The following is a 24,980-nucleotide window of genomic DNA, read 5'->3' as shown; positions in this document are numbered from 1 at the left end:
GCCATAGCGGCTTATCCAAGAATTAAAAAAAGCCCTCGTCCTTAAAAGGACGAGAGCTTATCTCGCGTTACCACCTTAGTTTATAAGTAATTCACATTACTTACCTCTACAAGTACTCCTTAGAATACTCTGTCACTATAACGTGTGAATACGTCACATCCTACCAAGCTTAGCTCTTCAGTGTGAAGCTCAAAGATGTATTCATAATTAAATAAGTATGCACCTCTCATCAACCGGTAACTTTCTGTATATCTTTCTTTTAATTACTACTTCTTCTTATCATCGCTTTTGTTTTTTAGTTTGATTTAATAGTAGTTTTATTTTTTTGTATTGTCAACTATTTTTTTATAATTTTTAACTCAAATTTTATTTTAATAGCTAGTAAGAATAAAAAACTTAGCACATTTTAGTGCTAAGTTTTTTTATATTAACTATATTTTATTGTAATAATTCAAAGTATCCTGATGGATGGAAGAAATATATTGATCCATTATCTTTGTCTACTAAGTAAGCTAAGTCAGTTTCTATATTTGGTAAAAATACATATCCTCTTATTCCTTTTTTCTGCATTGCTTTAAAAGTATTTTCATTACCTTGGTATGTGTAAGTAAAGTCAACTTTTTCAACTTCTTTTAAATATTTATTTAAAACTGCTTCAGACTGTGATTTTGTCATTCCTGTTTTAACTTCTTCTTTATCTTTATCACCTTTTACAGCTGTATTGTTAACTGGCTTAGTAGATTCTTCTTTCTTAGTCTCAACTTTTTTAGTTTCTTCTTTTTTAGTTTCTACTTTCACTTTTACAGGCTTTTTATTTTTTACAACTGTAGTTTCAGTTTTTACTGGTGTATTAGTTTCTTCCTTTTGTGTTGTTTTGTCTTCATTGTTTTTTACAACTTCTGTTTTTACAGTATTTGTAGCTTGTTCAACTTTTACTGGTTTTACATTTTCTTGTTTGTTGCTTTGTGAGATTGCGTTTGCAATTGGAGTTATTAATAATGCTCCAGTTAATAATAATGTTATTGCTATAATTCCTTTTTTCATTTTTCAACACTTCCTCATAATATATTTTAAGATTTCTTAAATTTTATCTTTTATTTATATTATTATAATATCATTACCCCTTGAAAAATTACAGTTACATACTTGTTACTTTGTATTACAAAATGGTAACATAGGTAATTACAGATTGTTACCAAATTTCAATATTATGTAAGATTCACTCTCTTTATGTATAATCTAAATATTTTTGTAAATACTTCATGCAACGAAGTTCTTGAATTAAAAAACAGAGTCCTATGTTGAACTCTGTTTTTTGTTAAAACAAACTTTTTTATTCTTTATTTAACTTCAGATAAGTCTCTAAACCTTCTTTTAAAAGTATGGCTGCCTTAGATAAATCTTTAGTATTTAGAATATAGGCCAGTCTTATTTCATCAACTCCAAGACCAGATGTTTGATAAAATCCTTCAGCTGGACAAGGCATTACAGTTTCTCCATCTTTATCGAAATCACTTAGTAACCATTTAGTAAAGTCATCTGCGTTTTTTACTGGTAGCTTTGCAACTATATAAAAAGCACCACTAGGCTTTTTGCAAATAACACCTGGTACTTTTATAAGTTCATTATAAAGTACATCTCTTCTTTTTCTATATTCTTCATTAACTTCTGTTAAATAAGAATTATCTGTTTTGTAAAGTTCTATTGCTCCTAATTGTTCTAAAGTAGGCACAGATAATCTAGCTTGACATAACTTAAGTATACCTCCCATAAAAGGCTTATTTTTAGAAGCTAATGAGCCTATTCTTGCTCCACAAGCACTATAACGTTTTGATACAGAGTCTACAATTATTACTCTGTCCTTTGCTCTTTCAATAGTACCTATACTAGTATACTCACCATCATAAACAAACTCCCTGTAAACCTCGTCAGCTATTATCCATAAATTATGTTCAAGTGCTATATCTGCAATCATTTCTAATTCTTTTCTTGTATAAACTACACCTGTTGGGTTTCCTGGGTTTGAGAATAGTATAGCCTTAGTTTTATCATTAATTTTTGACACTATTTCATCTTTATTAGGTAAGTGGAATCCATTTTCAGCCAAAGTAGTAATTGGATTAATGTTCACTCCTACAGATTTAGAGAAGTTAAAATAATTTGAGTAAAAAGGCTCAGGAACTAATACATTATCACCTTCATCACAAATAGTAAGCATGGTAAATAATAATGCCTCACTACCACCATTTGTAATTAAAATCTCATCATTTTTAAAGTTTAAATTATAATTTATATAATACTTTCTTATAGCTTCTATAAGATCTGGTAAACCTTCTGATAAAGCATATTCTAAAACTTCACCTTTATATTCTCTTATAGCCTTAAAAAAACCTTCTGGTGTTATTATATCTGGCTGACCTATATTTAGATGATATACTTTTTTACCTTGATTTTTTGCTTTTGCTGCAAAAGTTAATAATTCCATTATAGTTGATGGTGGAACTGATTGTATTCTTTTTGAAATATTCATAAATTATCCTCCTAACATACTTCTTCAAACTTAGAATTTCCAAATATCACAAATAATATTTTGTAAATAATGATAGAAATATAAAAAAAAGCTAAGAATATGTAATTTACATATTCTTAGCTTTTTTTATAAATTTTTTTCAAATTTTTCTATATTCATTTCTAAGTTATTTATTATAAGCTCAATGCAGTTATTATCAAAAGGAGATATTAAATTACCAGTTTTAACTATTTGTAGAAAAGACTTCGTTCCCCCAACTTTACAAATTTTCAAATAATCTTCCCATCCTTCTTGTCTGTTTTCTTCCATTTTTTTAAGGAATTGGAATGCACAAATTTGTGCTAATACATAGTCAATATAATAAAATGGATCTTTGTATATATGTCCTTGCTTAAAGAACCAACATCCTTTTTCCAATATTTTATTTTCTTCATAATCCCTGTGTGGTAGATATTTTCTCTCTAAATTTCTCCATACGGTTTTTCTTTCATCCTTGCTCATATTAGGATTATCATAAACAATATGCTGGAACTCATCTACTACAACTCCATAAGGTAAGAATTTTATAGCTGAGCATAAATGAGCAAATTTGTATTTTTGAGTATCTTCTTTAAAGAAAATATTCATCCAAGGATACGTTATAAACTCCATACTCATGGAATGAATTTCACAACTATCTAAAGTTGGAAAGTTTATTTCTTGCATATCTATGTATCTAGACATAAATAATTGGAATGCATGTCCTGCTTCATGAGTTAATACATCCATATCTTCGCTAGTTCCATTAAAATTAGAGAAAATAAACGGAGCTTTATAATCTGGAATATAAGTACAATAACCTCCAGCAGATTTATTATGTTTAGTTTCTAAATCCATAAGATCATTATCCAGCATAAAATCAAAAAATTCTTTTGTTTCTTTTGATAACTCATTGTACATTTTTATTCCATTTTCTATTATGTAAGCTGAGTCACCTTTAATGATAGGATTTCCATCTAAAAATTCTAGATTTTCATCAATATAAGTTAATTTATCTAAATTTAATCTTTTAGCTTGTTTTTCATACAACTTATTACAAAGAGGCACTATGTATTCTAATACTTGTTTTCTTAAATCACCTATCATTTCTGGGTTGTAGTCTGTTCTATACATTCTTATATAACCTAATTCTGTAAAATTACTGAATCCTAGTTTTTTAGCTATGTCATGTCTTATTTTTACTAAATTATTATAAATTTCATCGAATTCTTCTTCATGTATTTCAAAGTAATTATAGTAAGCTTTAGATGATTCTTCTCTAACTTTTCTATCTTGGGATAACATATATTTATAAAGCCCAGATAGATTTAGCTCTTCTTCATTAAAGTTAACTTTTGCTGAAGCTAATAGTTTTGTATATCTAGACATTAATTTATTCTCTTCTTGCAATTGTGGTATTATTTCTTTGGAAAAAGATTTTAAAGAGTATTCACATATTTTATAAAATTGTTCACTAAAATCATTTATTATATTCTCTTTAAATTTAGAACTAATAATAGCATTATAAAAATCTGAATTTAATTCTGTATAAAGTGGACCATGTTCATCCCAATAATCTGTCTCCTTTTCATAAAATTCATCTGCCGTATTTATGCTATTTCTTATTGAAGCTATGGTAGACATGGTTTCAATGTGTTTCCTAATATTGTTTAATTCCATTATGTACGCGTATTGATCTTTGTAATCGTCAGCAGATTTTATTTTATTTACTAAATCTAAAAATGATTTTTTTATTTCTTCATAATTAGGTCTTTCATATTTATAATCTTGAAATTTCATTTTTGCCTCCTAAATTTTATAATAAATATAATTTATCATATACAAGGTTACTTTGCCAATTATTACATCTTTATCTCGTAATTTTTCTAGCTAAAGTAGCTGTCCAGACACCAACCATAGTAACACCTAGTAACATTTCCACACATGAAAACAGTACACTATATCCGATGGGGAATATATCCCCATAACCCACAGTTGTAAATGTAACTAAACTAAAATAAAAACAATCTATTAGATCCATATACATTAGTTTTCTTGGCAAATAAGATAATATGTTTAAATTATAATGAATTATCCTTTCATTAACGCAAAGGCCAGAAAACATATATATTATGGAAAATATTAATACAATTTCTAAGGACGATATAAGAGCAAATGTCGGTCTTTCACCATATCCACAAGTATAATAAAAAAAATTTGATTTTAATCTTTCAAATCCTTTTAAAGATTTTCTTTCTGCACATTTTGCAAGATAATAATATTCGCCAGAATAATTAAATAGTCTATTTTTTTCAAATACCCCTGATATGCTTTTATATGCTTTAAATATATTCTCATAAGAGCTTTTATCCTTTTTATTTAATTTTAATAAATCAATAAATGTATTTTCATCTACCTTACTTGTAAATTCATCTTCAAAAATCAGTATATTCATATCAGTTCTTATAGTTTTCATAGATTTTAAATCACAATCAGAAAAAATTATATTTTCAATAAAGCATTGATTAAAAATACTATTTCTAAGACTACTTAAAGAAAATTTAACTTCTGTAAATTTAGTGAATTCGAATACCAAATTTTTCATATTTGTTTTATAAAAATTACAATTTTCAAATTCACAATTTTTTTTAAATAAAGCTATAGTTTTTTCTTCATCTTCAAAATTACAATAATAAAAGTCTACATTGTAAAATTTACAGTTTTCAAATTCACTTCCCCAAAAAGTACAGTTTTCAAATTTAATATTATTAAAATTGCATCCAACAAATTTATTGTAATCTATATTTTTATTGGATATGCTTTTATATATATGTTTAGAATTAAGTTTTTTTGTTCCTATAGTTTTGTTTTCAATATGAGTAAATGGATATTTTATTTCATCAATATTTAGAATTTCTTTATTTTCACCGTATATTTCACTTGTCTTATATTTACTGTCACTTCTATATCTTACTTTTTTAGTATTTATTATTTCATTACTTTTCATAAATCTTTTTTCTAATTCTATTTTTATTATTTTTCTATTCTTATCAAAATCATAGATTTGCATAATATCACCTTAATTTAAGTATTTAATATATATATTGATTTTTATTTTTTAAAATCCTTTATTGTTAAATATTTTTGTTTTTTAATTTGTAATAATATAAAAAAGTTTTTAATATGTATTATATATAAAAATTTACTCCTTTAGAAAATTGGAGGGATATTATGAAAAATGAAAATAAAATTTTAGAGGATAAATTACCAAAGAACTGTTGTACTTTTTGCACTCATTTAAGTTTGGAAGGTCCCGATGAAAACTTTAGATATTATATAAAATGTATAATTAATAATAAAATTCCAAAACCAACAGACTGTTGTAAGTTCTTTGATCAGGAACACACTAATTTAACAACTTATGATTTAGATTATTTATATTTAGATTTTTTAGAAACTAGCCTTAGAATTAAATATGAAGACTATCTTAACTCATTATATTGGCAATTATTTAAAGAAAATACTCTAAAAAAACACAACCATACCTGCACTATTTGCGATAGTATGGAAAATGTAGATGTATATCATATAAATAAAAAATTAGGCCGAGAAACAGATAAGGATGTGATTGTTTTATGTAGCAAATGTTTTCCAATAAATAAAAAGTAATTGTATAAAATAATACAACTTACATATATTATTTTTAATATAGTTTGTGAAGGAGGTCTAAAAATTGGATACCAGTTTAAGATGTGATGCGACTAGATGTATACATAACAATGGTAATTATTGTTATGCTGGAAGAATAAGTATTGATGGTTTTCTTGCAGATGATATTGATGACACTTACTGTTCTACTTTTAAAGAAAAGGACTATCAGCAGTTTACTAGTTCTATTTACGGTGAAAATAAGTTAGATCCTACCACTATACAAAATATAAAATGCGATGCAATAAAATGCTCATACAATGATAATAAGTACTGTAGCGCAAAAAAAATAAAAATAAACAGCGGTAATGCTAGCTGTGATATGTTTGTTGAAAAATAAATATTTAATATAAAAATTTTAAAATAAAAAAGAAGCTACCGAATAGTAGCTTCTCTTTTTATTCTTCTTCAACTTCCATACAAGTTTCAACTTGAATATTATTTTTACTTTTTAAAGATTTTATACTTTGAATAACACTTTCATGAGTTAGTAATTTAGAATCAATATGACTTATTTTAAAAGCAATTTGTATAGCATAACCTAATCCAAATCCACTTATTATTGTACCAATTCCTACACTTCCTCCTAAAAACCAGCCTACTGTTAATGCTGTTAATTCTATAATTGTTCTTATTGTACCTACAGATTTTGATGATCGTTTATTTATAGCTAACATTAAACCATCTCTAGGTCCACTACCAAGAGCTGGTTTTAAGTATAATACAGTAGCTATTGCTGCTAAAATTATTCCTATTAACATCATAATAATACCTGTAAATAAATTATTTGCATACGGTACTATATTTAACCCTTCAAATATATCTAAAAACGTACCTATAAGAAATACATTTCCTAAAGTAGCAAATCCAATACCTTCACCCATAAATGCATCAATTATTATAATTACAACTCCCACTCCTATGGATATTTGCCCCATAGTAAGACCTGTTTTTAAAGAGATACCTTGATGAAGCACATCCCATGGACTTAGCCCAATATTTGCATGTATCATTACTACTATAGCTAATCCGTATACTATAAATCCCAATAATAATCTAGCTGTAACCTTAATTATTTTATTCATGATATTATTCCCTCCCCCCAATTAATCATATCAAATAAATGTAAAAAATAGTAATCTAATTTAAGAATTAAATATAAAAATTCTCTACTTCTTTAGATGTCTACGTTGCTTGAGTCATTGCATTAGTAAATTACTTTCATATTAAGCAATTTGAATTATAAAAAAGACATATCAAAAGATATGTCTAGGATATATGTTTTATTACACTTCACAGTTTTCTATTTGTATTATGTAATCATTACAATGTTTACATATGATTATACTCACGATATAACTATCGTTTACAAGATTTGCTCTATGTAGTTTGTTAAATGACTTTCCTTGGTAATCTTTGTCTATAGTGCTTATTATATATTTGCCTCCTTTAGTGTAAATATATAAATGATATTCTAAAAATGGGAAGAATTTTTCTTTCTCTTTTATTCCTTTTAAACACTTCGGACATGCTTCTATATAAAACTCTTCATCAAATGCTATTTCTTCTGGAGAGTTATTTAGTAATTCTATAATCATGTCCTTACCAATACCTTCAACTGGCTTGTCATCATCGTTGATTAATTCATCAAAATTTTCATCATTTAATATGTATTCTTTTTCATCATAAGTAAATTTAAACATTTAGTCACCTCTTTTATTTTATAAATTTAAAATAGCATTAATTTTATTATAATATGAAAAAACTAAATATCAAGACTATATACTAAAAAATGCCAACAAGTCTTACTTATTGACATTTTAATTATTTATGCAATTTCAGATTTAAAAGGTGTTGGGTCACTAAGAGCTTCCCTATATTCATCATCATTTATATAACCTTGATCATACATATGTTTTAACACGACTTTTTGCCTTCTTTTTGCCTCATCGTGTTGCATGAATTTTGCTGGATTATTTGTTATTCCTGCTAACATAGCACATTCACCTAAATTTAAATCTCTAACATTTTTCCCAAAATAAGCTTTTGCTGCATCTGCCACACCATAACTTGCTTTCCCAAAGTATATATTATTTAAATAAGCAGATAGGATTTCATCTTTTGTCATTATTTTATTCATCTGCATAGCATTATACATATCTCTAATTTTACGTTTCATAGTTCTCTCTTCACTAGTTAACAAGTTTTTTGATACTTGCATATCAATGGTGCTTCCACCTTGTGTTGATTCCGATAAAATATTATTAACAACAGATCTAGCTAAAGATCTAAAATCGACTCCTTTATGTTTATAAAATCTCTTATCTTCTGTGGCAACAATAGCCTGTCTCAAGTCATCTGGTATTTCATTGACTGGAACTACATTTTGAGTTACATAACTATTGTAAATTAAGTCTTTAGTCACATCAGGAGTTCCCTTAAGTGAAACAGCTACTAATACAGAGGCAAATATACTTCCTATGAATGTTAACATTAGAAAAATAGTTAAACATTTTTTTATAATATTATTTCTTTTACGTCTTTTTTTATCTCTTTTTTTATAGAATAATTCTTTTTCTAATTCAAAATCTTTATCTATTTCTTTTCTATTAACTCTATTGATTTCTTGTTTATTTTTAGTACTAACTGCATTATGTCTGCTTTTATTTGAATTATTAGAACTAATTTTTTTTCGTCTTATTTTATTATCACTACTATCGTAATAGCTCATATATACCTCCTTACTCGTTAAATTAATTATACATTGTAAATTAAAATAAATCAAAGTACAAAATTGTAATATTACACTGTGTCAAATGTAAGGTATAAATGATTAATATGTTGAAAAAGATAAATTTTTGAAGTATTGTTTAATCTTTTTAACATGAATAAATTAAATATTTATTACTTTTATAATTTTTTCTTTTTTGCTATCACTTAAATTCTCAAAAACTAACTTAAGTGGTGTATTTTTTTTCTCTAATACCACCCCTATTTTTATTTCTTTCTGTTCTCCACTAGATAATGTTCCTACAAATCCTAAATATTTATTTTGACTTTGTATAAATGTTTGCAACTTTTTATTATCTTGATAAACAAAATAATCTATATTAGATAATTCCACATTATCTAGTCCATTATTAGTTATATCCATAGTAATAATAGAATAAGATTCATAAATTTCTTCTAAACTAATTGCACTATTTATTGTTTCCACATTTGCGATTTCTATTTTAATGTCTTTATCATTAATATTATTTACATATAATGAATTTTGAAATTGGTTATTTTTATTAATAGAGTAAGATACATTATTAAAAGTAAATACTACTATTAGCATAAATATGTAAATTATTAGTTCCTTTTTCATGATACTCCTCCTTATTAAAAGTATTTTAACCAATATTTAGAAATATATTTCTAAACATCTATTTCTCAATTGAAACATGTTATTAATTTTCATAAAAAATATTATTTTTGTCAAAAATACTTGCACATTTTGTCGAATTTTGTTATTATAAATATACAGTTATTTCCCCAATAACTGATTACTCCCCAAAAAAATATATTCCCTAATAAACCCCTTTTTATAATATATTTTAATAAAAAAACCTACTTGAACGGATTAAAGTAGGTTTTTTTGATTCTCTTTTATAATTTTTCTTATTATTCTATATCCTTGAGCCTTACTTTCTACTTCCATATTACTTTTGGTATCTTTTATAATATTTGATTCTATTGACCATATTTTATCCTCTCGTTTTAATATAATATAGTTATCATCTTTTATCCATGTAAAGTAATCTTTGCTTCTTTTATCATATCTCCAATCAAGATTTTCCTTAATTTTTGATAAATCATTTAAAATATCTAATATATCTTCATATCTGTCTTCTCTATTTACTTGTAAACATTTTTCTATAACTTCAATTAAAGATTTAGGTATATGTGGTAAATATTTCTTTCTTACAGGAAACTTCCCCTTTGATATGGCTATTTTTAAGTCATTTAGATTTTTATATCTCTTAAGTTGATTATTATATTCCTCATTCCCATTACACATCCTATATAAAGTAGTTCCAACTTGGTAAACATCAATACTGCCATCTACAGTCGATGTAAAACATTGTTCTGGAGCTATATGTTTATAATAAACATTTTTCAACTTACCACATCCGTGAATATCAAGTTTTATTGCAGAGCCAAAATCACAAAGTATAGCTTGATTATTATCATCTATGAGGATATTATTTGGTTTTATATCACAATGAATTATATTATTATCGTGTACGTAATAAATAGCTGAAAGAAAGTCTAAAGAGTATTTTATAATTTCCCTTACTGTTAAACTTCTAGAATCCAATATATGATTTAAAGATCCTTTTCTATAATAAGGCATGGTTATATAAATATACTCATCATCATAAGTTGCATAGTTAATTTTTATAATATTAGGATGATTTAATGAAGATATCTTTTTAGATTCTTCAAAATATTTATTATATTCTTTTAGTTTTTTCTTATCTATTTGCTTTAATATCATCTCACAGTTAAGCTGTCTATCTTCAACTATATACAAAGCAGAATTTACACCTTCTGAATTAATCTTTTGTAATATTTTTAAGTTTAATTTTGGACTTATTTCCATAGTATTACTCCTTTACTTGAGAATAATTCTTCTAGAACTCCTTCCATCTTTACTGCATCTACTATCTCCACACCTATATCTCTATCTACTTCCAAACAATATGCTTCTATATTATATTGATTTATTATTGTGCTTATTATTTTTTTTATATAATATAATTTATCACCCATACTAAAAGAAATAGGTAATATAATTTCATCATCTTTAATTTGTCTTTTCTCATTTTGATCATAGTAAACTATGTAAAACTTAACTTTATCTGTATAAATATTTACATAAATGTGATTCATATCTAATCCCCCTATTATTCCTACTAATATATACTATGAATCTATACTTTTATTGAACACAAAATTTCCAATATAAAAAAGAGCTATAGATTTATCTATAGCTCTTAGTCTTAATTATATAGTTTCTGGAAATACTTCATCTTTTATTATTAAGAACAACTCTGCTGTAGCCTTAGTATCGCTATCAGCTCTATGAGCATTTTCATTAATAATATTATAATAATTACATGCAGTTTCCAGTTTTTTATTTTTTCCTTTATATGATTTACATTTTTTAAGCATTTCTAGAGTACATATATGATTGTCTATTTGTTCTAAATTATATTTTTGCAAATAATAATTTAAAAACTTCAAATCAAATTTGGCATTATGCGCTATCATAACTCTATCGCTTAAAAATTTTCTAAATCTTGGTAAAACAGTTTCTATACCTTCTTCATTTTCTACCATTTCATTTGTTATACCAGTTATTTCTGTTATAAAAGAAGGTATATTTGCATCTGGCTTTACTAATCTTGAATAATTCCTTACTATTTGATTATTTTTTATTTCTGTTATACCTATTTCTATTATTTCACAACCACTATATGGGTCTAGTCCTGTAGTTTCTAAGTCTACTACCACATATTCTTGCATAAATACTACTCCTTATCCAAAAAGATTATAAGTAATTTAATGGGTTTTGAGGAGTTCCATTTACTCTAATTTCAAAATGTAAATGTGGCCCTGTTGATCTCCCTGATGTTCCTATTTTAGTAACAACTTGTCCTTTTTTAACCTTATCTCCTACTTTAACTACTAAAGAACTATTATGAGCATAAAGTGACACGAGTCCATTATCATGTCTTATCATTACTGTATTTCCATAACTTCCCTGAACACCTGAGTAAATCACCGTTCCACTAGCAACAGCTACTGCTGGAGTTCCTGTAGGAGCTGGTATATCTATTCCTGTATGTAATTTGCTTACACCTAGTACAGGATGTATTCTATATCCAAAAGGTGAAGATATTGTACTATATCCAGGTACTGGCCATGATCCATTTGATATTACATCATTTGAATTACTTGAATTACTTAAATCTGATTTGCTAGAATTTGATTCACTAGAAGCCGCAGCATTTTCTGCTGCTATTTTTTGTAGCTTTTCTTCTAATGCTTCCTCTTCATTACCTAATTCGTTCTTTAATTTTTTCAGCTCTGCTTTATCTTCATCTAAGCTTTCTTTATCCTTAACTAACTCATCTTTAATTACTTTGGCTTCTTCTTTATTTTTATCTATTGTTGTTTTTTTCTCTTCTATTTCACTTTTATCAGATTCTAAATCTTTTAGCATTTGTTTATCTTGTTCTACAACTTCTTGTACTATATAAACATTATTTAAAAAATCAGAAATAGAATTACTACTTAGTATAACCTTTAAATAACCTAATGTATAGTTATTGTTTATAACTTTTAATCTTTCTCCTAAGCTTTCTTCATTTGAGGCTATATCTTCTTCTAGTTTCTTAATGTCTTCTTTTAATTTTTTCGATTCATTATTTATTGTTTCTATTTTTTTATTTGCTTGATTAATTTTTTCTTCTACTTTTTCTTTCTTTTCATTTAAATTTCTTATCTTTACATCTAATTCATCCTGTTTTTCTTGATTAGCTTTTAACTTGCTTTCTGTATTTTCAGCATTAATATATATTGTACTACTAGCTGAAAATAACATTGAGCAAATTAAAGCTGTTGATATTATTTTCTTCATACTTTTCCCCCAAATTTTTTTATACTTTTAAATATTTTTTTACAGATAGTCCACTTCCTAATATTCCTACCATTATTCCTGTAACAAATAATACTAAAACTAGTAAGTAGGATACGCTTGAAAGAGGCAACATCATATCTCCAATAATTGAATTTAGAGATATTTGCATATTTTCCACTACATACTTATACATTCCTGTACATATAGCAAGAGATATTAAAGAACCAAATAAGCCTATTATGCATCCTTCTACTATAAATGGAGCTATAACAAATCTATTACTACCACCTATATATTTTATAACTTGTATTTCTTCCTTTTTGCTATATACTCTGGCTTTTATGGTATTAGATATTAATACTAAACAAACTATTAATAGGAATCCTATTACAATTCCTCCAAATTGTTTTACTGTATTTGAAGCTGTTATAAAGTTTTCCATAATTTCTTCATAATATTGAACCTCTATAACACCTTCTATTTTTTCCATATTATTTGCCAAAGTTTTTATTTCCTGAGAATCAGCAATAGTTACTACAAAATAGTCATCCAAAGGATTTTTAACTCCTTCTAACAGCTCCTTATCATCACCAAAACTTTCTTTCATATTGTTAAAAGCTTCATCCTTCGTTTGATACTCAACGCTTTCAACTCCACTTATTTTTTGCAATTCTTCTTTTACTTTTAACCTATTATCTTTGCTTAATTTTGAATCTAAAGCTACTCTTATCTCATTTACTTCATTTTGTGTTTTCTCCATAAATGAGTTAATATTTAATACTATACATAACACTATTCCAAGTATGGCTAGAACTGACGTTACTGAAACTACAGAAATTAAACTCATAGTTTTATTACTAAATACACCTTTTAATCCCTGCTTCAAACTATATGTTATTTTTGATATTATCTTCATTATTCGCACCTCTTTGTGTCATAAATTATTTTGCCACCTTCAATTTTAACAATTCTCCTAGGAAATTCTCTTACTAACTCCAAGTTATGAGTAGCCATGATTACTGTAATACCTCTTTTATTTATTTCCTCTAGTAGCTTCATTATAGAAATAGAATTATCCATATCTAGATTTCCTGTGCACTCATCGGCAATTATAATAGAAGGTTTATTTACTAATGCCCTCGCTATACCAACTCTTTGACACTCACCACCTGATAATTCATCTGGGTATTTTTTATATTTATGAGCTATTCCTACACTTTCTAAAACTTCCATAACCTTATATCTTATATTCTTAGGATTTTCTCCTACTACTCTAAGTGCTAATTCCACATTTTCATATACAGTTTTTTCTTTAATTAATCTGTAATCTTGAAAAACTATTCCTATATTTCTTCTGTACTTGTGTAGCATTGAGTTTTTTATATTAGTTATGTTTTCTTTATTAACTATAATTGTTCCATCTGTAACTTTTTCTTCTCTAGTTATCAATTTTAGAAGGCTTGATTTTCCTGCCCCTGAATGTCCTACTAAAAAAATAAATTCTCCTTTATCTATTTTAAGATTTATATCTTGTAGACATTTATTTCCGTCAGAGTATTGCTTCTCTACTTTTGTAAATTTAATCATTGTCTCAACTCCATGTATTTTAATTTTAAGCATCTAATTAGTTACAATTTTGTTACTTTCTAGTTTATTATATCATTTTTTTGTAAAATTTTGAGGTAAAAAATAAAATTTTATATTTTTTCCAAAAAAAAGTGCTTGAAACTTTTTATAATTAAGTTTCAAGCTAAAAAAACTATTTATTTTTTATCTTTTAAATAAATCAATCCATTACCTTGCACTGTTCTAGGATATCCTAAATTTTTTGTATACTTTATAAGTTGTGCGTAAATCTCTTCTTGAGTTAAATCTCTTTGAAATTCTTCATGAGACCAATTTTTAAGTAGTGCTAAACTTCCACTAACATGAGGTGCTGCCATACTTGTTCCACTTAAACTGGCAAATTGATTATTAGGATAAGTAGATACTACATCTACCCCTGGAGCTACCAAGTCTACTACTAGATTAGCATTTGAAAAGCTAGCAGGAACCCCTTTTTTATCTACAGCACCCACTGATATTACATCTACATAAGATGCTGGATATGAGTATTCAAAATCACCTGCATTTCCATCACCTTCATTACCAGCAGCACATACTACTAATATATTATTATTAACAGCATGTTTTATTGCTTTTTCAAGCTTTGGGTCATTGTTTGGCATACCAAGAGACATGGATATAATATCAACATTCTTATCCACAGCATAATTTATAGCATTAATTACCCAGCTTACTTTTCCACTTCCAGTTCTATCAATAGCTTTTAAAATGTATAAATTAGACCATGGAGCTACTCCTACTACTGTATTATTATTTCCATTTGCAGCTATAATTCCTGCCACATGAGTACCATGACCAACTCTATCAATCACTATATTAGGGTTTTTCTTATCTTCATCAGTAAAATTTCTAACAAATACAATATTGTCCTTTAAACTTTCATGGTCAATATCGCAACCTGAGTCTATTACTGCGATATTTATACCCTCACCTCTACTAGATTCACTCCACATATTTTTTGCTTGAATCATGGCTACTCCATAAGGTGTTTTTCCTATATTTTTTACTCCTCGATTCATAATAAAGGGAATAAGTTTTACTTTATAATCATCATTTTGGTTTTTCATAATATTTCACTCCAATATTATTAAATTATATATTAGAAACATCTCTTACAAAATAAGATCTAATATTTTTAATTACTTCTCTTTCATTACTTAAATCAATATTATAAATATATTCCTCTTCATGTCCTTCTCTTATATATGTGCCTTCTACAATTGTTCCATTTTCAATAATAACCTTTAAATATGAATTTTCTGGTAGATGGAATGTTCCTACTCTTCCCTTTCTATCTGCATAATACTGACCAATATATTTGTAATCGTCGCAAGTATAAACTCCAATACCTTCCTTGCATCCATTTTTAAAATCACCACTATAAAAGGATTTATCTGCAAATACATATTTACCTACACATTCCATTTTGTCATCTTTCCACATTCCCTCATAAACATCCTTATTTGCAAAGTAGCAAGTTCCAAGACCTTCTCTTATACCATTTTTAATTTGACCTTTATAAATATATCCATTAGCATATCTTATTACATCCTCATCACTATTTATGTTGTACACCTTAGCATCTTCTTTTCTACTATGTATATTAAACATATTGTATCTATTTTTAAGGAATGATTTTGTGTTTCTTCTTAATAAGTAATTAATCGTTTTTTTACCTCCTACCACTGATGCCTTAATATTTTTTATATACCTTATTATTATCACTGCAAGGACAATAAAAAATATTATTTTTATTAAAGTAGACATTTTTATAACTGTAGTTATAAACATACACCCTCCTCCTCTTACATAATCCTCTTTCTTATTTATATTTATAATATTTATTATTTAAAACAAAAAAATGATTTCTTTTGAAATCATTTTACGTTATATCTGTTGCTACTTCAGTTATATTTTCTACTTCTAAATCTTCATTAAATAAATCAATTATATTATCAACTTCTTCCTCATATTCTTGTTGATTCAATTTATATAAAAGAGCATCGTCTAATAGTTCTTTCATATCTAGGTACAAATTATCTAAAACATAAAAATAACCTTCTTTTATATCTTTTAATTTATCCAGTGATTCTAGTTTTTTGCTTACATCTCGAATAATATCTATCTCATGAACATTTATTTCTTTTATAGATGATAAATATAGTTTAATAGTTTTAATAACTTCTAAAGATATACAGTAAATATCAAATTCCCCATTTTGATTATATAAATACTGTCTATATTCTTCGAGTCTATTTTCCAAATCTTCATTTAAGGCAGTGAATGGTGGTTTTAAAAAATCGTGTATTATTAATAAATTTCTTATTTTATCATTTTCTTCTAAGACCTTATCTAATATATATAAATTGTATGCATCATACAATGGATCATGTGCATCCCCACAAAACTTTACATTTGCATATTCTAAAAGATTTTTTAAAGATACATAGTTCATACACTTCATACCATAATTTATATACTTATCTTTAATGTCCACAAATAAGTTTCTTATATTGCTTAAAAATCTTGGATGATTATTTTTTTGAGAGCTTAATCTATCTGTATAATTAAAACAAGTTAAGTCTAAATTTCCAAACGTATAAATTCCTTCAATATCTGAATATATACCAAGCCATGATTTAAAATCTCTCATAACATTTTCATAAGTTGGGGCAGTCTCCAAATCTTTAGTTGTAATGTGGGTAAGTTCCTCAATATGAGGAAATACTTCTTGATTAGTTACTGGTTTGATTAAAGATTTAAACTTATCTATTTTTCCACTTTTAGTATCATATTTAATGGCACCTATGGCTATAATCTCCGCTTTAAAACTCTCCCTCTTACTTTTGGAACTTGGCATATTCATTTCAAAATCCATGTAAATCTTCTTCAAAATAATTCCCCTCTCTTTATAACTATAATTATATTTTATCATAATTAGTATAAAGAAAAACCGTTGAATTGTTATTTCAACGGTTATTTTATATTTTATTCTTCATATTCAAATTTATCTAAGAAGGAATGTCTTTCTCCATCTTGTTCCCAGCCTAAAACTGAATCTAAGTATACATTTTGGGCTGATCTAAATATTGATTTTTCAACCTCTTGAAAGTTATCCCCTAAAGATTTAATTAAGTCTTTAATTTCATATCTTTTATTTCCTGTTTTTTTAGCCGCAACCATACAAGCACAATTTAATGGCCATATTCCACTATTTTGTATAAATTTAATAATACTTTCTTCTCTTATATAATAAAGAGGTCTTATTATTTGTATTCCATCGAAGTTTGTTGAATTAAGCTTTGGAAGCATTGTCTTAAAGTTTCCAGCACATAATAAGTTAAGCATTGTAGTTTCTATAACATCATCAAAATGATGACCTAAAGCTAACTTATTACATCCCAATTCCTCAGCCTTATTATATAATGCCCCTCTTCTCATTCTTGCACACATATAACAAGGATAATCACTTGCTATTTCATCCGCTACTTCAAATATGTTTGCATCAAATAGTTTTATTGGTATTTCTAAATATTCACAGTTATCTATTAATAATTGTCTTATATCTTTGTGGTATCCTGGATCCATTGCTATAAATTCTAATTCAAAGTTTACTTGCCCGTGTCTTTTTAATTCTTGAAACATTTTTGCCATAAGTAAACTGTCTTTACCTCCAGATATGGCTACAGCAATTTTATCTCCTTCTTCAACTAATTTATAATCTTTTATTGCTTTTATAAATTTAGACCAAGTGTATTTTCTATATTTTTTTAATATACTTTTTTCGATTTCTTTCAAAGGTTTGCGCTCATCAAAAGGTACTATTATTTGACAGCCATTTCCTGCTAATTCACTCATCTTTTCACCTCATATTCTCTACATATATATACATAAAATTAATTTTATCATATTTCATAGGTTTTATACAAGCAAGTACTCACGATTTCGAATAATCGGAATAGTATAGAATTAAGATAGAAATATCTAATTCAACAAGGAGGTTTTGACAATATGGAAAATACATCTAGAGGAGTTTCACAAAACTGTGGTAACTGCTTAGCTAGACCATATGTAAATGATCAAGTGCTTACAAAAATATATAATCTTGAATGTGCGCTTAAGTACGGTACAATTTTTCCAGAGTTAAACTTATTTGATTCTGAAATGTATAATCCTGCATTATATTCATCACCTAAAAAAAGAGGAGGTAGAAGATAATGACAAGTATGAGTAGAGCTGAACAAATGCTTAGAGTCCAAGAACTTTGTTTTGCATGTTTAGATTTAAATTTATATTTAGATAATAATCCTACAGATAAGAATGCTATATGTTTATATAACTCATTAGGACAACAGTTTGAACAAGCAGTAAAAGCATATGAAAAAAAATATGGACCTTTGATGAACTTTGGTCATAGTAGTAGTTCTTGTCCTTTTGGATGGGTGGATGAACCTTGGCCATGGCAAAGAGAATTTTATGAATAAAAATATAATAGGGGGATTAAATTTATGTGGATATATGAAAAAGCATTACAATTTCCAGTAAATCTAAAGTGTAAAGATTTACAGATGGCTAAATATATTTATACACAACTTGGGGGACCTAATGGGGAGTTAGCAGCAGCACTTAGATACCTACAGCAAAGATATACTATGCCTACCGGAAAAACTATCGCATTATTAACTGATATAGGTACTGAAGAACTTGCCCATGCAGAAATGATATCTGCTATGGTTTACCAATTAACTGACGGGGCTACTCCAGAAGAAATGAGAAAATATGGTCTAGGTAGCAATTATGCTCAAAATGGACATGGTATTTTTCCTGCAGATTCTAACGGTGTTCCTTTTAGTGCTTCTACAATAGCTGTTATGGGTGACGCTGTTACAAACTTACACGAAGATATGGCCGCTGAACAAAAAGCTCTTGCTACTTATTATCAACTAATAAACCTAACTGATAATGTTGACATTAAAGATACTCTTAGATTTTTAGGCCAAAGAGAAATTACTCATTATCAAAGATTTGGGGAAGCTTTGATGGATGTTTATGAATACAACGATTGTAAAAAAGTATTTTAATATTTAAAAATATATATTTAAAAGAGGTTGCAAGTAAAATTTTTCACCTGCAACCTTTAATATTTACATTTTTGATAAAGCACTTATCTTGGTATTTTCCATCAAATCATAAAATTTAAAAATACTATCTCCGTCTTCTTCAATGAAATATTGTAAATGACATATTACTTCTTTAACATATATACTTTCTTCTCTACCATAAAAATCATAATATAAATCCTTTAAATATTGTAAATAGCATTTATTTATTCTAAGTTTTACATAAATACTTTCTTTCATATTTATATTTATTTTGTCCAACAAAATAGTATAAACACATATATATTCTTCATTTAAATTCTTTTCTTTTAATTTTTCTATTAATAATGACTTAATTCCTTTTGCTGACTCTTTATTAATAAATACATTGATAAAGTAATTTCCTCTGCAGTATTTATATTGATAAAAATCAGTTATCCTACACATAATAAATCCCTTCTTTAAAATTTCTTATCTAGGATTATTACCACTATATATAATATTTTATACATATTATTTCAACTAAAAAATCCCTAAGCAAATGCTTAAGGATTTTTTTTAATTATTCACAAGGTCCATCACCATACTATCTCCAAGTATGCCTTGAAACTTAATATATTCTTTTTTTACCAATATTATTAACAACTCACGAAGCAAGTCTATTACTACTTCTCCATTAAAATCATCTGTTAAGGATATATAAGGTACTTGAAAAATAAGTTCATTGCTTTGACTAAGTACAAATTTATTTGCTGTATAAGTAGTATTCAAGCTATTAATTAAATTTAATACTTCATCTCTTTTATCTTCTAGTGCTAATTTTCCAAAGAAAATGTTAATCATTGTATAAGCCGATTCACTTAATATTATTGCTGTCAAACAATTGTTAGTATAAATTTCTTGAAAAGATCTAAATAAAACTAGGTTATCTTTTTCTACAATAGTAAACATATTTTCCATAGATTTTTTCCTTAAGGCTTCCTCTAGTAAAACTTTCTTTACTTGTAGATTTTCCATTATTTCTCCTCCTGTTTTATCCTTGAGTATCTAAAAAAGATAAAATTCCTTGATATATCCCTTCTGCCAAATCTTTTTGGAACTCAGGATTCATTAATTTTTTTTCTTCTTTAGGATTACTTAAAAAGCCGCATTGTATTAATATTGCTGGCATATTGTTGCCTTGTAACACATCAAATGTAAAAGGTGTAACTCCTCTATCTTTTAAGTCTACATATGCTGACACAGACTTTTGTATCAGTGTTGCAAGTTCATCTGAAGCATCATTCGCTCCAACTCTATAAAATGTTTGAACGCCTTCTGCATTATTGTCTTCATTACCAGTCATATGAATTGATACAAAAATATCAGCGTTTTGCTTATTTGCATCTTCTACTCTTTCACTATTAGATAATGTAGTATCTGTATTTCGTGACACAACTACACTAATATCACCTTGAGACGATAGCCTTGATGATACTAATTTACTTATTTGTAAATCTAAATCCTTTTCTAAAGCTCCATTATTTGTTTTGTATCCTGCGTCTGTACCACCATGACCTACATCAATGTATACTACATATTTCTTCTTTTCCGTAGTACCTTCCTCTTCCAAATCAAATTGTTTTTCTTTGTTTACTTTGCTAGTGTCTTCACCAGCTCCAAATACTGCTGTAATAAGAGACCCTACATTATCCTTTGCCACAGATATACCTGAAAATACAGTTTGTAAAACTTTAAATAAACCAAATACTACTATTAATATACCTACAGTTAAAAGAATCAATTTTCTTTTATTTATCCTAGTTCTTTTTTTTCCATGTTTTCCTTTTTTGTTTTGTCTTGCCATAATTTCACCCTTCTTAGCATATTATCCCATATAATGAAAATAATTCTGATAAATTTATTTTAACACCAAGAAAGATTCTTTTCAACTTTACAAATTACATATAGTATCCAAATATCTTTAAATATCGTCTTTCTCCAACCTTCAAACTCAAAGGGTAATCTAATAAATCATAAGTATTTTGACTTTCAAGGTAATCATGAACTTTATCTCCGTCAAATAATATTCCAGTAATGATCATTGTATGATATGCTTTCCCATCTTTTATTAATTGAACAATATCACCTAACTCCATCTCATCGTAGTTAGATTCTGCTGCATATGCTCCAAAATTCTTTGTATTACCTTTGTTATTTCCAGTAAAATACTCAAAAAATGGCTGTGCCGCCGTCCAACTAGGTGTTCTCCTTTTATCACTATACCAATACCACTGTTTCATAATATTGTCACCATAAGGGTCCATGGGAACTCCTCCTGCATTTACACATTGAGAAATAAAGTTGGTACAATTACCTCCCCAATCTTCATAATCCTGGAATTTGGGATTTCTACTAAGTGCCCATTTTCTTGCATACTGAACAGCAGCTATTCTATCATATTCATAAAACTTCATAAAACATCATTTCCCCCCATACCTAAAGTACTATTTTCTTCACAATATTTTTTATTGCGTATTTACTAAGATAATGATAAATTTTGTTAAAAGGTATTTTAAATTCAAGTAAATTTAAAATTTCTTGATCTATTTCACAAGAAGAAAAAGGCAATACCAAATATTCTGAAGTAAAATAAAATGTATTTTCTTCATCTAAACAAATATTATCTTCAACTATATGATATAAGCTCTCATCTTCATTCTTTTGCAATTCAGCAAGTAATGTTTTAGCTTGAACCCATATATATTTTTTAAGTATTTTTATATAATCTACACTTTCCCTAAATAAATCTTTTAAAATAATCTCTTTTTTTAATTTAAAATCGTAATTATAACCTTTTAAATAGCTTATATCATAAAATCCTGCCAATTGTGAAAATTCAATAGCTAAACTCATAATATTATCCGATGCATATCCAACTTGAAATTCTGTAATACTATTTATATGAATAAATTCTTCACTACTTATGTTATAGCTATCTTCCACCACGCCCATAAAATTCATTATATCTTCAAAAACAAGTTCATTAATACTTTCTATCATTTCATTTTTTATATAATCTTTGTCATTCTCTTGTTTATAATATATTTTTGGAAAGTTTATATAGTATTTAATATAGTCTTTCTCGTATTGTAGAAGTTCTTTTGCAATTACAACCATAATCGCCGTCCTCCCTTTTATACTTTTATATTTAATAATATGAAAATGATCTTATTTTTATTATTTATATAATTATAAATGATAATAAAGCATTATAATAACAACCTATTACCTTTCATAGTTTCCATTCTCATTTAATATTCAAAATAATAACAATTAAAAAAGCTATAATGAAAATAAAATTTTCATTATAGCTACTTATGTTAATTAATCAATTATTCTTCTTGCTGTTACATATCCTTTTACATAATAGGAAGTTGATAAACTTTCATATCTTACTGTTTTTCCTGGGCTTGGTGAGTGAACAAATTTATTATTTCCCACATACATCCCTACATGACGTATACTATTTGTACCACTATTGAAGAATATTAAATCTCCTGGTTTTAAATTACTCTTGCTAACATGTTTTCCATTTGATGCTTGATCTCTAGAACTTCTATTTAAATAAATTCCTGCTTTTTTATAAGAATAGTATGTAAGCCCAGAACAATCAAAAGAGTTTGGTCCTGCCGCTCCATATACATAAGGCTTACCTACTTGTGCTCTTACTGCAGATACTACTGTATCAATCTTTTTGTTAGTTGTAGATGATGTAGAAGGTTTTGAGTACGTTACTTTAATATCACTTGAATCTCCTGAATATGTTTTCATATAGTCAGAAAATACATATCCCGTTGAAGAGTTAGATATTTTTACCTTAGACCATCCATTACTATATGATTTTACCACTCCTACGACGCTACCTTTTTTTATTGTTTTTTTGACACCATAATCTGTACCAGGACCTTTTCTAACATTAAGCTTTGTAGATGTTACCTTTCCTACCTTTTTAATGATATCCTTATTTTCATTTGATGTTCCTGATATAGTCTTTAATTTTGAGTAATCATTACTAATATATCTAGTACTACCTTTATATTCAACTTTATACCACCCATTACTACACGTAGAAATATATTTAAGTTGCGTTCCTTCTGTCACTGTTCCAGCTATATAATTATCCTTACTTGGACCTTTTCTAACATTAAGAGCATAACATGTTACCTCTACAACCTTAGTTGTTTTCTCTTGTTGACTTCTAGATGTAACTTCATTTGCTTCCACATGTTCATTTAAAGCAACTACAGGCACCATACTTGTTGTAAGTATCCCCATTGCCATTGCTTTTGATATTGACTTCTTATTTTTATTAAAAACCATACTCCACACATCCCCCCTTTGTAACATATTTCTAACTATTATAACATAGTTTAAATTCTAATTACCACTATTTTACAGAAATAAATTTTTTATGTCGAATATTTCCTAGAAAAAGTAGGAATATGTAGTCTCTTTTTTGTAACTATTCTTTCTAAATCCGTTAACTATATATTTAGAAAAACAGTATAAAGCTTTATTTAATGGTAGTTTTTCAATATTAATATATATATTCCAAGTCCATATGGCTGACTTTATTTTATTATGGCTTAAAGATGAACTAGACTTTCTATAAGAAGACAAAACCTCATCTAAACCATAAGCTACTACATTATTTTTCAATATTTTTAACCATAGTACAAAATCTTCATGATGACAGCTTTCAAATCTTATGAGCGTATCAATTTTTAGTCTATCTATCATCACTGTTAAACAACCTATATCATTTCCTTTTAAAAGTCTTTCATAATCTTCATATTTTTTAGTATTAATAACTTTATTTAAGCTTGTACTATTTTCATCTATTAAATCATAGGCAGTATATGTAAAGGAATAGTTATTGTTTAACATAAAATTTATCTGATTTTTGATTTTGTTTTTTTTATATAAATCATCTGCATCCAAAAATGAAATAAACCTGCCTTTTGCATTTTCAATACCTATATTTCGAGCTACCCAAACACCATTATTTTTATTACATTTTATATATTTAATAAAGGGAAAACTTTTACTATATTTGTTTATTATATTTTCGCTATTATCCGTAGATCCATCATCAATAATTATCATTTCTATATTTTTATAACTTTGATTTAAAACACTTTTTATACATTCTTCAATGTATTTTTCACCATTATATACAGGTGTAATTATAGATACTAAATTATTTTCCACATAGATTTCCCCCTTTTTATTTAATATGTAAAAATAGGGAGAGATTAATAATAAT

Annotated in this window: 30 protein-coding genes and 1 other annotated feature; of the genes, 5 read left to right on the top strand and 25 right to left on the bottom strand. The window is 26.8% G+C overall.

The annotated features are described in order from the left end of the window. Positions 1-42: 42 nt before the first annotated feature. Positions 43-292, bottom strand: a binding site (T-box leader). A 146-nt stretch (positions 293-438) separates the two neighbouring features. From K0039_RS17080 to K0039_RS17065, 4 genes are all read right to left on the bottom strand, one after another. Beyond that, positions 439-1,044, bottom strand: a complete 606-nt coding sequence (locus K0039_RS17080) for a hypothetical protein (RefSeq protein ID WP_228106285.1) — start codon at positions 1,042-1,044, stop codon at positions 439-441. Positions 1,045-1,333: 289 nt separating this feature from the next. Next, complete coding sequence (locus K0039_RS17075; protein ID WP_228106284.1) at positions 1,334-2,530, bottom strand: pyridoxal phosphate-dependent aminotransferase; 1,197 nt, start codon at positions 2,528-2,530, stop codon at positions 1,334-1,336. A gap of 126 nt (positions 2,531-2,656) precedes the next feature. Next, a complete protein-coding gene (locus K0039_RS17070) occupies positions 2,657-4,348 on the bottom strand; it encodes a M3 family oligoendopeptidase (RefSeq protein ID WP_228106283.1) in 1,692 nt (563 codons plus the stop codon). Positions 4,349-4,418: 70 nt separating this feature from the next. Beyond that, positions 4,419-5,618: a pentapeptide repeat-containing protein gene (locus tag K0039_RS17065; RefSeq protein WP_228106282.1), complete on the bottom strand. Its 1,200-nt coding sequence runs from the start codon at positions 5,616-5,618 to the stop codon at positions 4,419-4,421. A gap of 161 nt (positions 5,619-5,779) precedes the next feature. Here K0039_RS17065 and K0039_RS17060 point away from each other — a divergent pair, with 161 nt between their 5' ends. Both K0039_RS17060 and K0039_RS17055 read left to right on the top strand, forming a co-directional pair. Then, positions 5,780-6,217 (top strand): hypothetical protein, encoded by a 438-nt coding sequence (locus K0039_RS17060; protein WP_228106281.1) that lies wholly within the window; start codon positions 5,780-5,782, stop codon positions 6,215-6,217. Between the two features lie 64 nt (positions 6,218-6,281). Beyond that, entirely contained in the window at positions 6,282-6,596 is a 315-nt protein-coding gene (locus K0039_RS17055) for a DUF1540 domain-containing protein (RefSeq protein WP_228106280.1), read from the top strand. 58 nt (positions 6,597-6,654) lie between these two features. Here the strand turns inward: K0039_RS17055 and K0039_RS17050 are convergent, their stop codons facing one another. From K0039_RS17050 to K0039_RS16985, 14 genes are all read right to left on the bottom strand, one after another. Further along, complete coding sequence (locus K0039_RS17050) at positions 6,655-7,341, bottom strand: YczE/YyaS/YitT family protein (protein ID WP_228106279.1); 687 nt, start codon at positions 7,339-7,341, stop codon at positions 6,655-6,657. A 201-nt stretch (positions 7,342-7,542) separates the two neighbouring features. Continuing rightward, positions 7,543-7,959, bottom strand: coding sequence for a DUF3785 family protein (locus K0039_RS17045; protein ID WP_228106278.1), 417 nt, complete (start codon positions 7,957-7,959; stop codon positions 7,543-7,545). 125 nt (positions 7,960-8,084) lie between these two features. Continuing rightward, positions 8,085-8,987, bottom strand: a complete 903-nt coding sequence (locus K0039_RS17040; RefSeq protein WP_228106277.1) for a transglycosylase domain-containing protein — start codon at positions 8,985-8,987, stop codon at positions 8,085-8,087. A 162-nt stretch (positions 8,988-9,149) separates the two neighbouring features. After that, a complete protein-coding gene (locus tag K0039_RS17035) occupies positions 9,150-9,626 on the bottom strand; it encodes a hypothetical protein (protein ID WP_228106276.1) in 477 nt (158 codons plus the stop codon). Between the two features lie 255 nt (positions 9,627-9,881). Next, entirely contained in the window at positions 9,882-10,904 is a 1,023-nt protein-coding gene (locus K0039_RS17030; protein ID WP_228106275.1) for a serine/threonine-protein kinase, read from the bottom strand. Next, a complete protein-coding gene (locus K0039_RS17025; protein ID WP_228106274.1) occupies positions 10,895-11,194 on the bottom strand; it encodes a hypothetical protein in 300 nt (99 codons plus the stop codon). The genes K0039_RS17030 and K0039_RS17025 overlap by 10 nt, the downstream gene beginning before the upstream one ends. A 114-nt stretch (positions 11,195-11,308) precedes the next feature. Further along, positions 11,309-11,830 (bottom strand): 3'-5' exonuclease, encoded by a 522-nt coding sequence (locus K0039_RS17020; protein WP_228106273.1) that lies wholly within the window; start codon positions 11,828-11,830, stop codon positions 11,309-11,311. 25 nt (positions 11,831-11,855) lie between these two features. Then, the gene (locus K0039_RS17015; protein WP_228106272.1) at positions 11,856-12,947 is read right to left on the bottom strand and encodes a murein hydrolase activator EnvC family protein; all 1,092 of its coding nucleotides are present in this window, start codon (positions 12,945-12,947) and stop codon (positions 11,856-11,858) included. A gap of 19 nt (positions 12,948-12,966) precedes the next feature. Next, entirely contained in the window at positions 12,967-13,863 is an 897-nt protein-coding gene (gene ftsX, locus K0039_RS17010) for a permease-like cell division protein FtsX (RefSeq protein ID WP_228106271.1), read from the bottom strand. Beyond that, positions 13,863-14,534 carry a cell division ATP-binding protein FtsE gene (gene ftsE, locus K0039_RS17005; RefSeq protein ID WP_228106270.1) on the bottom strand — a complete coding sequence of 224 codons (672 nt, stop codon included), beginning with the start codon at positions 14,532-14,534 and terminating at the stop codon, positions 13,863-13,865. The genes ftsX and ftsE overlap by 1 nt, the downstream gene beginning before the upstream one ends. Before the next feature lie 176 nt (positions 14,535-14,710). Beyond that, positions 14,711-15,640 (bottom strand): S8 family peptidase, encoded by a 930-nt coding sequence (locus K0039_RS17000; RefSeq protein ID WP_228106269.1) that lies wholly within the window; start codon positions 15,638-15,640, stop codon positions 14,711-14,713. Positions 15,641-15,665: 25 nt separating this feature from the next. After that, complete coding sequence (locus K0039_RS16995; protein ID WP_228106268.1) at positions 15,666-16,364, bottom strand: MORN repeat-containing protein; 699 nt, start codon at positions 16,362-16,364, stop codon at positions 15,666-15,668. 91 nt (positions 16,365-16,455) lie between these two features. Beyond that, positions 16,456-17,466, bottom strand: a complete 1,011-nt coding sequence (locus K0039_RS16990) for a 3'-5' exonuclease (RefSeq protein ID WP_228106267.1) — start codon at positions 17,464-17,466, stop codon at positions 16,456-16,458. 95 nt (positions 17,467-17,561) lie between these two features. Then, entirely contained in the window at positions 17,562-18,431 is an 870-nt protein-coding gene (locus K0039_RS16985; protein WP_228106266.1) for a tRNA 2-thiocytidine biosynthesis TtcA family protein, read from the bottom strand. 153 nt (positions 18,432-18,584) lie between these two features. Between K0039_RS16985 and K0039_RS16980 the strand changes: the two genes are divergently transcribed. The 3 genes from K0039_RS16980 to K0039_RS16970 are packed head-to-tail and all read left to right on the top strand — an operon-like array spanning position 18,585 to position 19,654. Continuing rightward, complete coding sequence (locus K0039_RS16980; RefSeq protein ID WP_228106265.1) at positions 18,585-18,791, top strand: spore coat associated protein CotJA; 207 nt, start codon at positions 18,585-18,587, stop codon at positions 18,789-18,791. Further along, entirely contained in the window at positions 18,791-19,057 is a 267-nt protein-coding gene (locus K0039_RS16975; protein WP_228106264.1) for a spore coat protein CotJB, read from the top strand. The genes K0039_RS16980 and K0039_RS16975 overlap by 1 nt, the downstream gene beginning before the upstream one ends. 24 nt (positions 19,058-19,081) lie before the next feature. Further along, positions 19,082-19,654, top strand: coding sequence for a manganese catalase family protein (locus tag K0039_RS16970; RefSeq protein WP_228106263.1), 573 nt, complete (start codon positions 19,082-19,084; stop codon positions 19,652-19,654). Between the two features lie 63 nt (positions 19,655-19,717). Here K0039_RS16970 and K0039_RS16965 read toward each other — a convergent pair whose 3' ends face one another. The 7 genes from K0039_RS16965 to K0039_RS16935 form a co-directional block, all read right to left on the bottom strand. Continuing rightward, positions 19,718-20,119 carry a hypothetical protein gene (locus K0039_RS16965; protein WP_228106262.1) on the bottom strand — a complete coding sequence of 134 codons (402 nt, stop codon included), beginning with the start codon at positions 20,117-20,119 and terminating at the stop codon, positions 19,718-19,720. Between the two features lie 111 nt (positions 20,120-20,230). Further along, a complete protein-coding gene (locus tag K0039_RS16960) occupies positions 20,231-20,689 on the bottom strand; it encodes a hypothetical protein (RefSeq protein ID WP_228106261.1) in 459 nt (152 codons plus the stop codon). 16 nt (positions 20,690-20,705) lie between these two features. Continuing rightward, positions 20,706-21,518 carry an N-acetylmuramoyl-L-alanine amidase family protein gene (locus K0039_RS16955; RefSeq protein ID WP_228106260.1) on the bottom strand — a complete coding sequence of 271 codons (813 nt, stop codon included), beginning with the start codon at positions 21,516-21,518 and terminating at the stop codon, positions 20,706-20,708. A 94-nt stretch (positions 21,519-21,612) separates the two neighbouring features. Then, entirely contained in the window at positions 21,613-22,128 is a 516-nt protein-coding gene (locus tag K0039_RS16950; RefSeq protein WP_228106259.1) for an amidase domain-containing protein, read from the bottom strand. 22 nt (positions 22,129-22,150) lie between these two features. Next, on the bottom strand, positions 22,151-22,831 hold the full coding sequence (locus tag K0039_RS16945) for a DUF3298 domain-containing protein (RefSeq protein WP_228106258.1): 681 nt from the start codon (positions 22,829-22,831) through the stop codon (positions 22,151-22,153). A gap of 207 nt (positions 22,832-23,038) precedes the next feature. Further along, positions 23,039-24,034 (bottom strand): C40 family peptidase, encoded by a 996-nt coding sequence (locus K0039_RS16940; protein ID WP_228106257.1) that lies wholly within the window; start codon positions 24,032-24,034, stop codon positions 23,039-23,041. Between the two features lie 105 nt (positions 24,035-24,139). Continuing rightward, the gene (locus K0039_RS16935) at positions 24,140-24,925 is read right to left on the bottom strand and encodes a glycosyltransferase family 2 protein (RefSeq protein WP_228106256.1); all 786 of its coding nucleotides are present in this window, start codon (positions 24,923-24,925) and stop codon (positions 24,140-24,142) included. Positions 24,926-24,980: the final 55 nt, after the last annotated feature.

Origin of the sequence: Terrisporobacter mayombei (genome assembly GCF_020748465.1) — a bacterium.
Classification (GTDB): domain Bacteria; phylum Bacillota; class Clostridia; order Peptostreptococcales; family Peptostreptococcaceae; genus Terrisporobacter; species Terrisporobacter mayombei.
The sequence above is the reverse complement of the archived record's forward strand: the minus strand, read 5'-3'. Positions and strand labels throughout refer to the sequence as shown.

Excerpts from the sequence above, each read along its gene's own strand:
- K0039_RS17050 (WP_228106279.1), bottom strand. The coding sequence starts at position 7,341 with ATGAATAAAATAATTAAGGTTACAGCTAGATTATTATTGGGATTTATA.
- ftsE (WP_228106270.1), bottom strand. The coding sequence starts at position 14,534 with ATGATTAAATTTACAAAAGTAGAGAAGCAATACTCTGACGGAAATAAA.
- K0039_RS16965 (WP_228106262.1), bottom strand. The coding sequence starts at position 20,119 with ATGTGTAGGATAACTGATTTTTATCAATATAAATACTGCAGAGGAAAT.
- K0039_RS16985 (WP_228106266.1), bottom strand. The coding sequence starts at position 18,431 with ATGAGTGAATTAGCAGGAAATGGCTGTCAAATAATAGTACCTTTTGAT.
- K0039_RS17035 (WP_228106276.1), bottom strand. The coding sequence starts at position 9,626 with ATGAAAAAGGAACTAATAATTTACATATTTATGCTAATAGTAGTATTT.
- K0039_RS17060 (WP_228106281.1), top strand. The coding sequence starts at position 5,780 with ATGAAAAATGAAAATAAAATTTTAGAGGATAAATTACCAAAGAACTGT.
- ftsX (WP_228106271.1), bottom strand. The coding sequence starts at position 13,863 with ATGAAGATAATATCAAAAATAACATATAGTTTGAAGCAGGGATTAAAA.
- K0039_RS17000 (WP_228106269.1), bottom strand. The coding sequence starts at position 15,640 with ATGAAAAACCAAAATGATGATTATAAAGTAAAACTTATTCCCTTTATT.
- K0039_RS17040 (WP_228106277.1), bottom strand. The coding sequence starts at position 8,987 with ATGAGCTATTACGATAGTAGTGATAATAAAATAAGACGAAAAAAAATT.
- K0039_RS17030 (WP_228106275.1), bottom strand. The coding sequence starts at position 10,904 with ATGGAAATAAGTCCAAAATTAAACTTAAAAATATTACAAAAGATTAAT.
- K0039_RS16980 (WP_228106265.1), top strand. The coding sequence starts at position 18,585 with ATGGAAAATACATCTAGAGGAGTTTCACAAAACTGTGGTAACTGCTTA.
- K0039_RS17045 (WP_228106278.1), bottom strand. The coding sequence starts at position 7,959 with ATGTTTAAATTTACTTATGATGAAAAAGAATACATATTAAATGATGAA.
- K0039_RS16955 (WP_228106260.1), bottom strand. The coding sequence starts at position 21,518 with ATGGCAAGACAAAACAAAAAAGGAAAACATGGAAAAAAAAGAACTAGG.
- K0039_RS16940 (WP_228106257.1), bottom strand. The coding sequence starts at position 24,034 with ATGGTTTTTAATAAAAATAAGAAGTCAATATCAAAAGCAATGGCAATG.
- K0039_RS17020 (WP_228106273.1), bottom strand. The coding sequence starts at position 11,830 with ATGCAAGAATATGTGGTAGTAGACTTAGAAACTACAGGACTAGACCCA.
- K0039_RS16950 (WP_228106259.1), bottom strand. The coding sequence starts at position 22,128 with ATGAAGTTTTATGAATATGATAGAATAGCTGCTGTTCAGTATGCAAGA.
- K0039_RS17070 (WP_228106283.1), bottom strand. The coding sequence starts at position 4,348 with ATGAAATTTCAAGATTATAAATATGAAAGACCTAATTATGAAGAAATA.
- K0039_RS17015 (WP_228106272.1), bottom strand. The coding sequence starts at position 12,947 with ATGAAGAAAATAATATCAACAGCTTTAATTTGCTCAATGTTATTTTCA.
- K0039_RS17080 (WP_228106285.1), bottom strand. The coding sequence starts at position 1,044 with ATGAAAAAAGGAATTATAGCAATAACATTATTATTAACTGGAGCATTA.
- K0039_RS17025 (WP_228106274.1), bottom strand. The coding sequence starts at position 11,194 with ATGAATCACATTTATGTAAATATTTATACAGATAAAGTTAAGTTTTAC.
- K0039_RS16975 (WP_228106264.1), top strand. The coding sequence starts at position 18,791 with ATGACAAGTATGAGTAGAGCTGAACAAATGCTTAGAGTCCAAGAACTT.
- K0039_RS16945 (WP_228106258.1), bottom strand. The coding sequence starts at position 22,831 with ATGGTTGTAATTGCAAAAGAACTTCTACAATACGAGAAAGACTATATT.
- K0039_RS16970 (WP_228106263.1), top strand. The coding sequence starts at position 19,082 with ATGTGGATATATGAAAAAGCATTACAATTTCCAGTAAATCTAAAGTGT.
- K0039_RS16995 (WP_228106268.1), bottom strand. The coding sequence starts at position 16,364 with ATGTTTATAACTACAGTTATAAAAATGTCTACTTTAATAAAAATAATA.
- K0039_RS17065 (WP_228106282.1), bottom strand. The coding sequence starts at position 5,618 with ATGCAAATCTATGATTTTGATAAGAATAGAAAAATAATAAAAATAGAA.
- K0039_RS16960 (WP_228106261.1), bottom strand. The coding sequence starts at position 20,689 with ATGGAAAATCTACAAGTAAAGAAAGTTTTACTAGAGGAAGCCTTAAGG.
- K0039_RS17075 (WP_228106284.1), bottom strand. The coding sequence starts at position 2,530 with ATGAATATTTCAAAAAGAATACAATCAGTTCCACCATCAACTATAATG.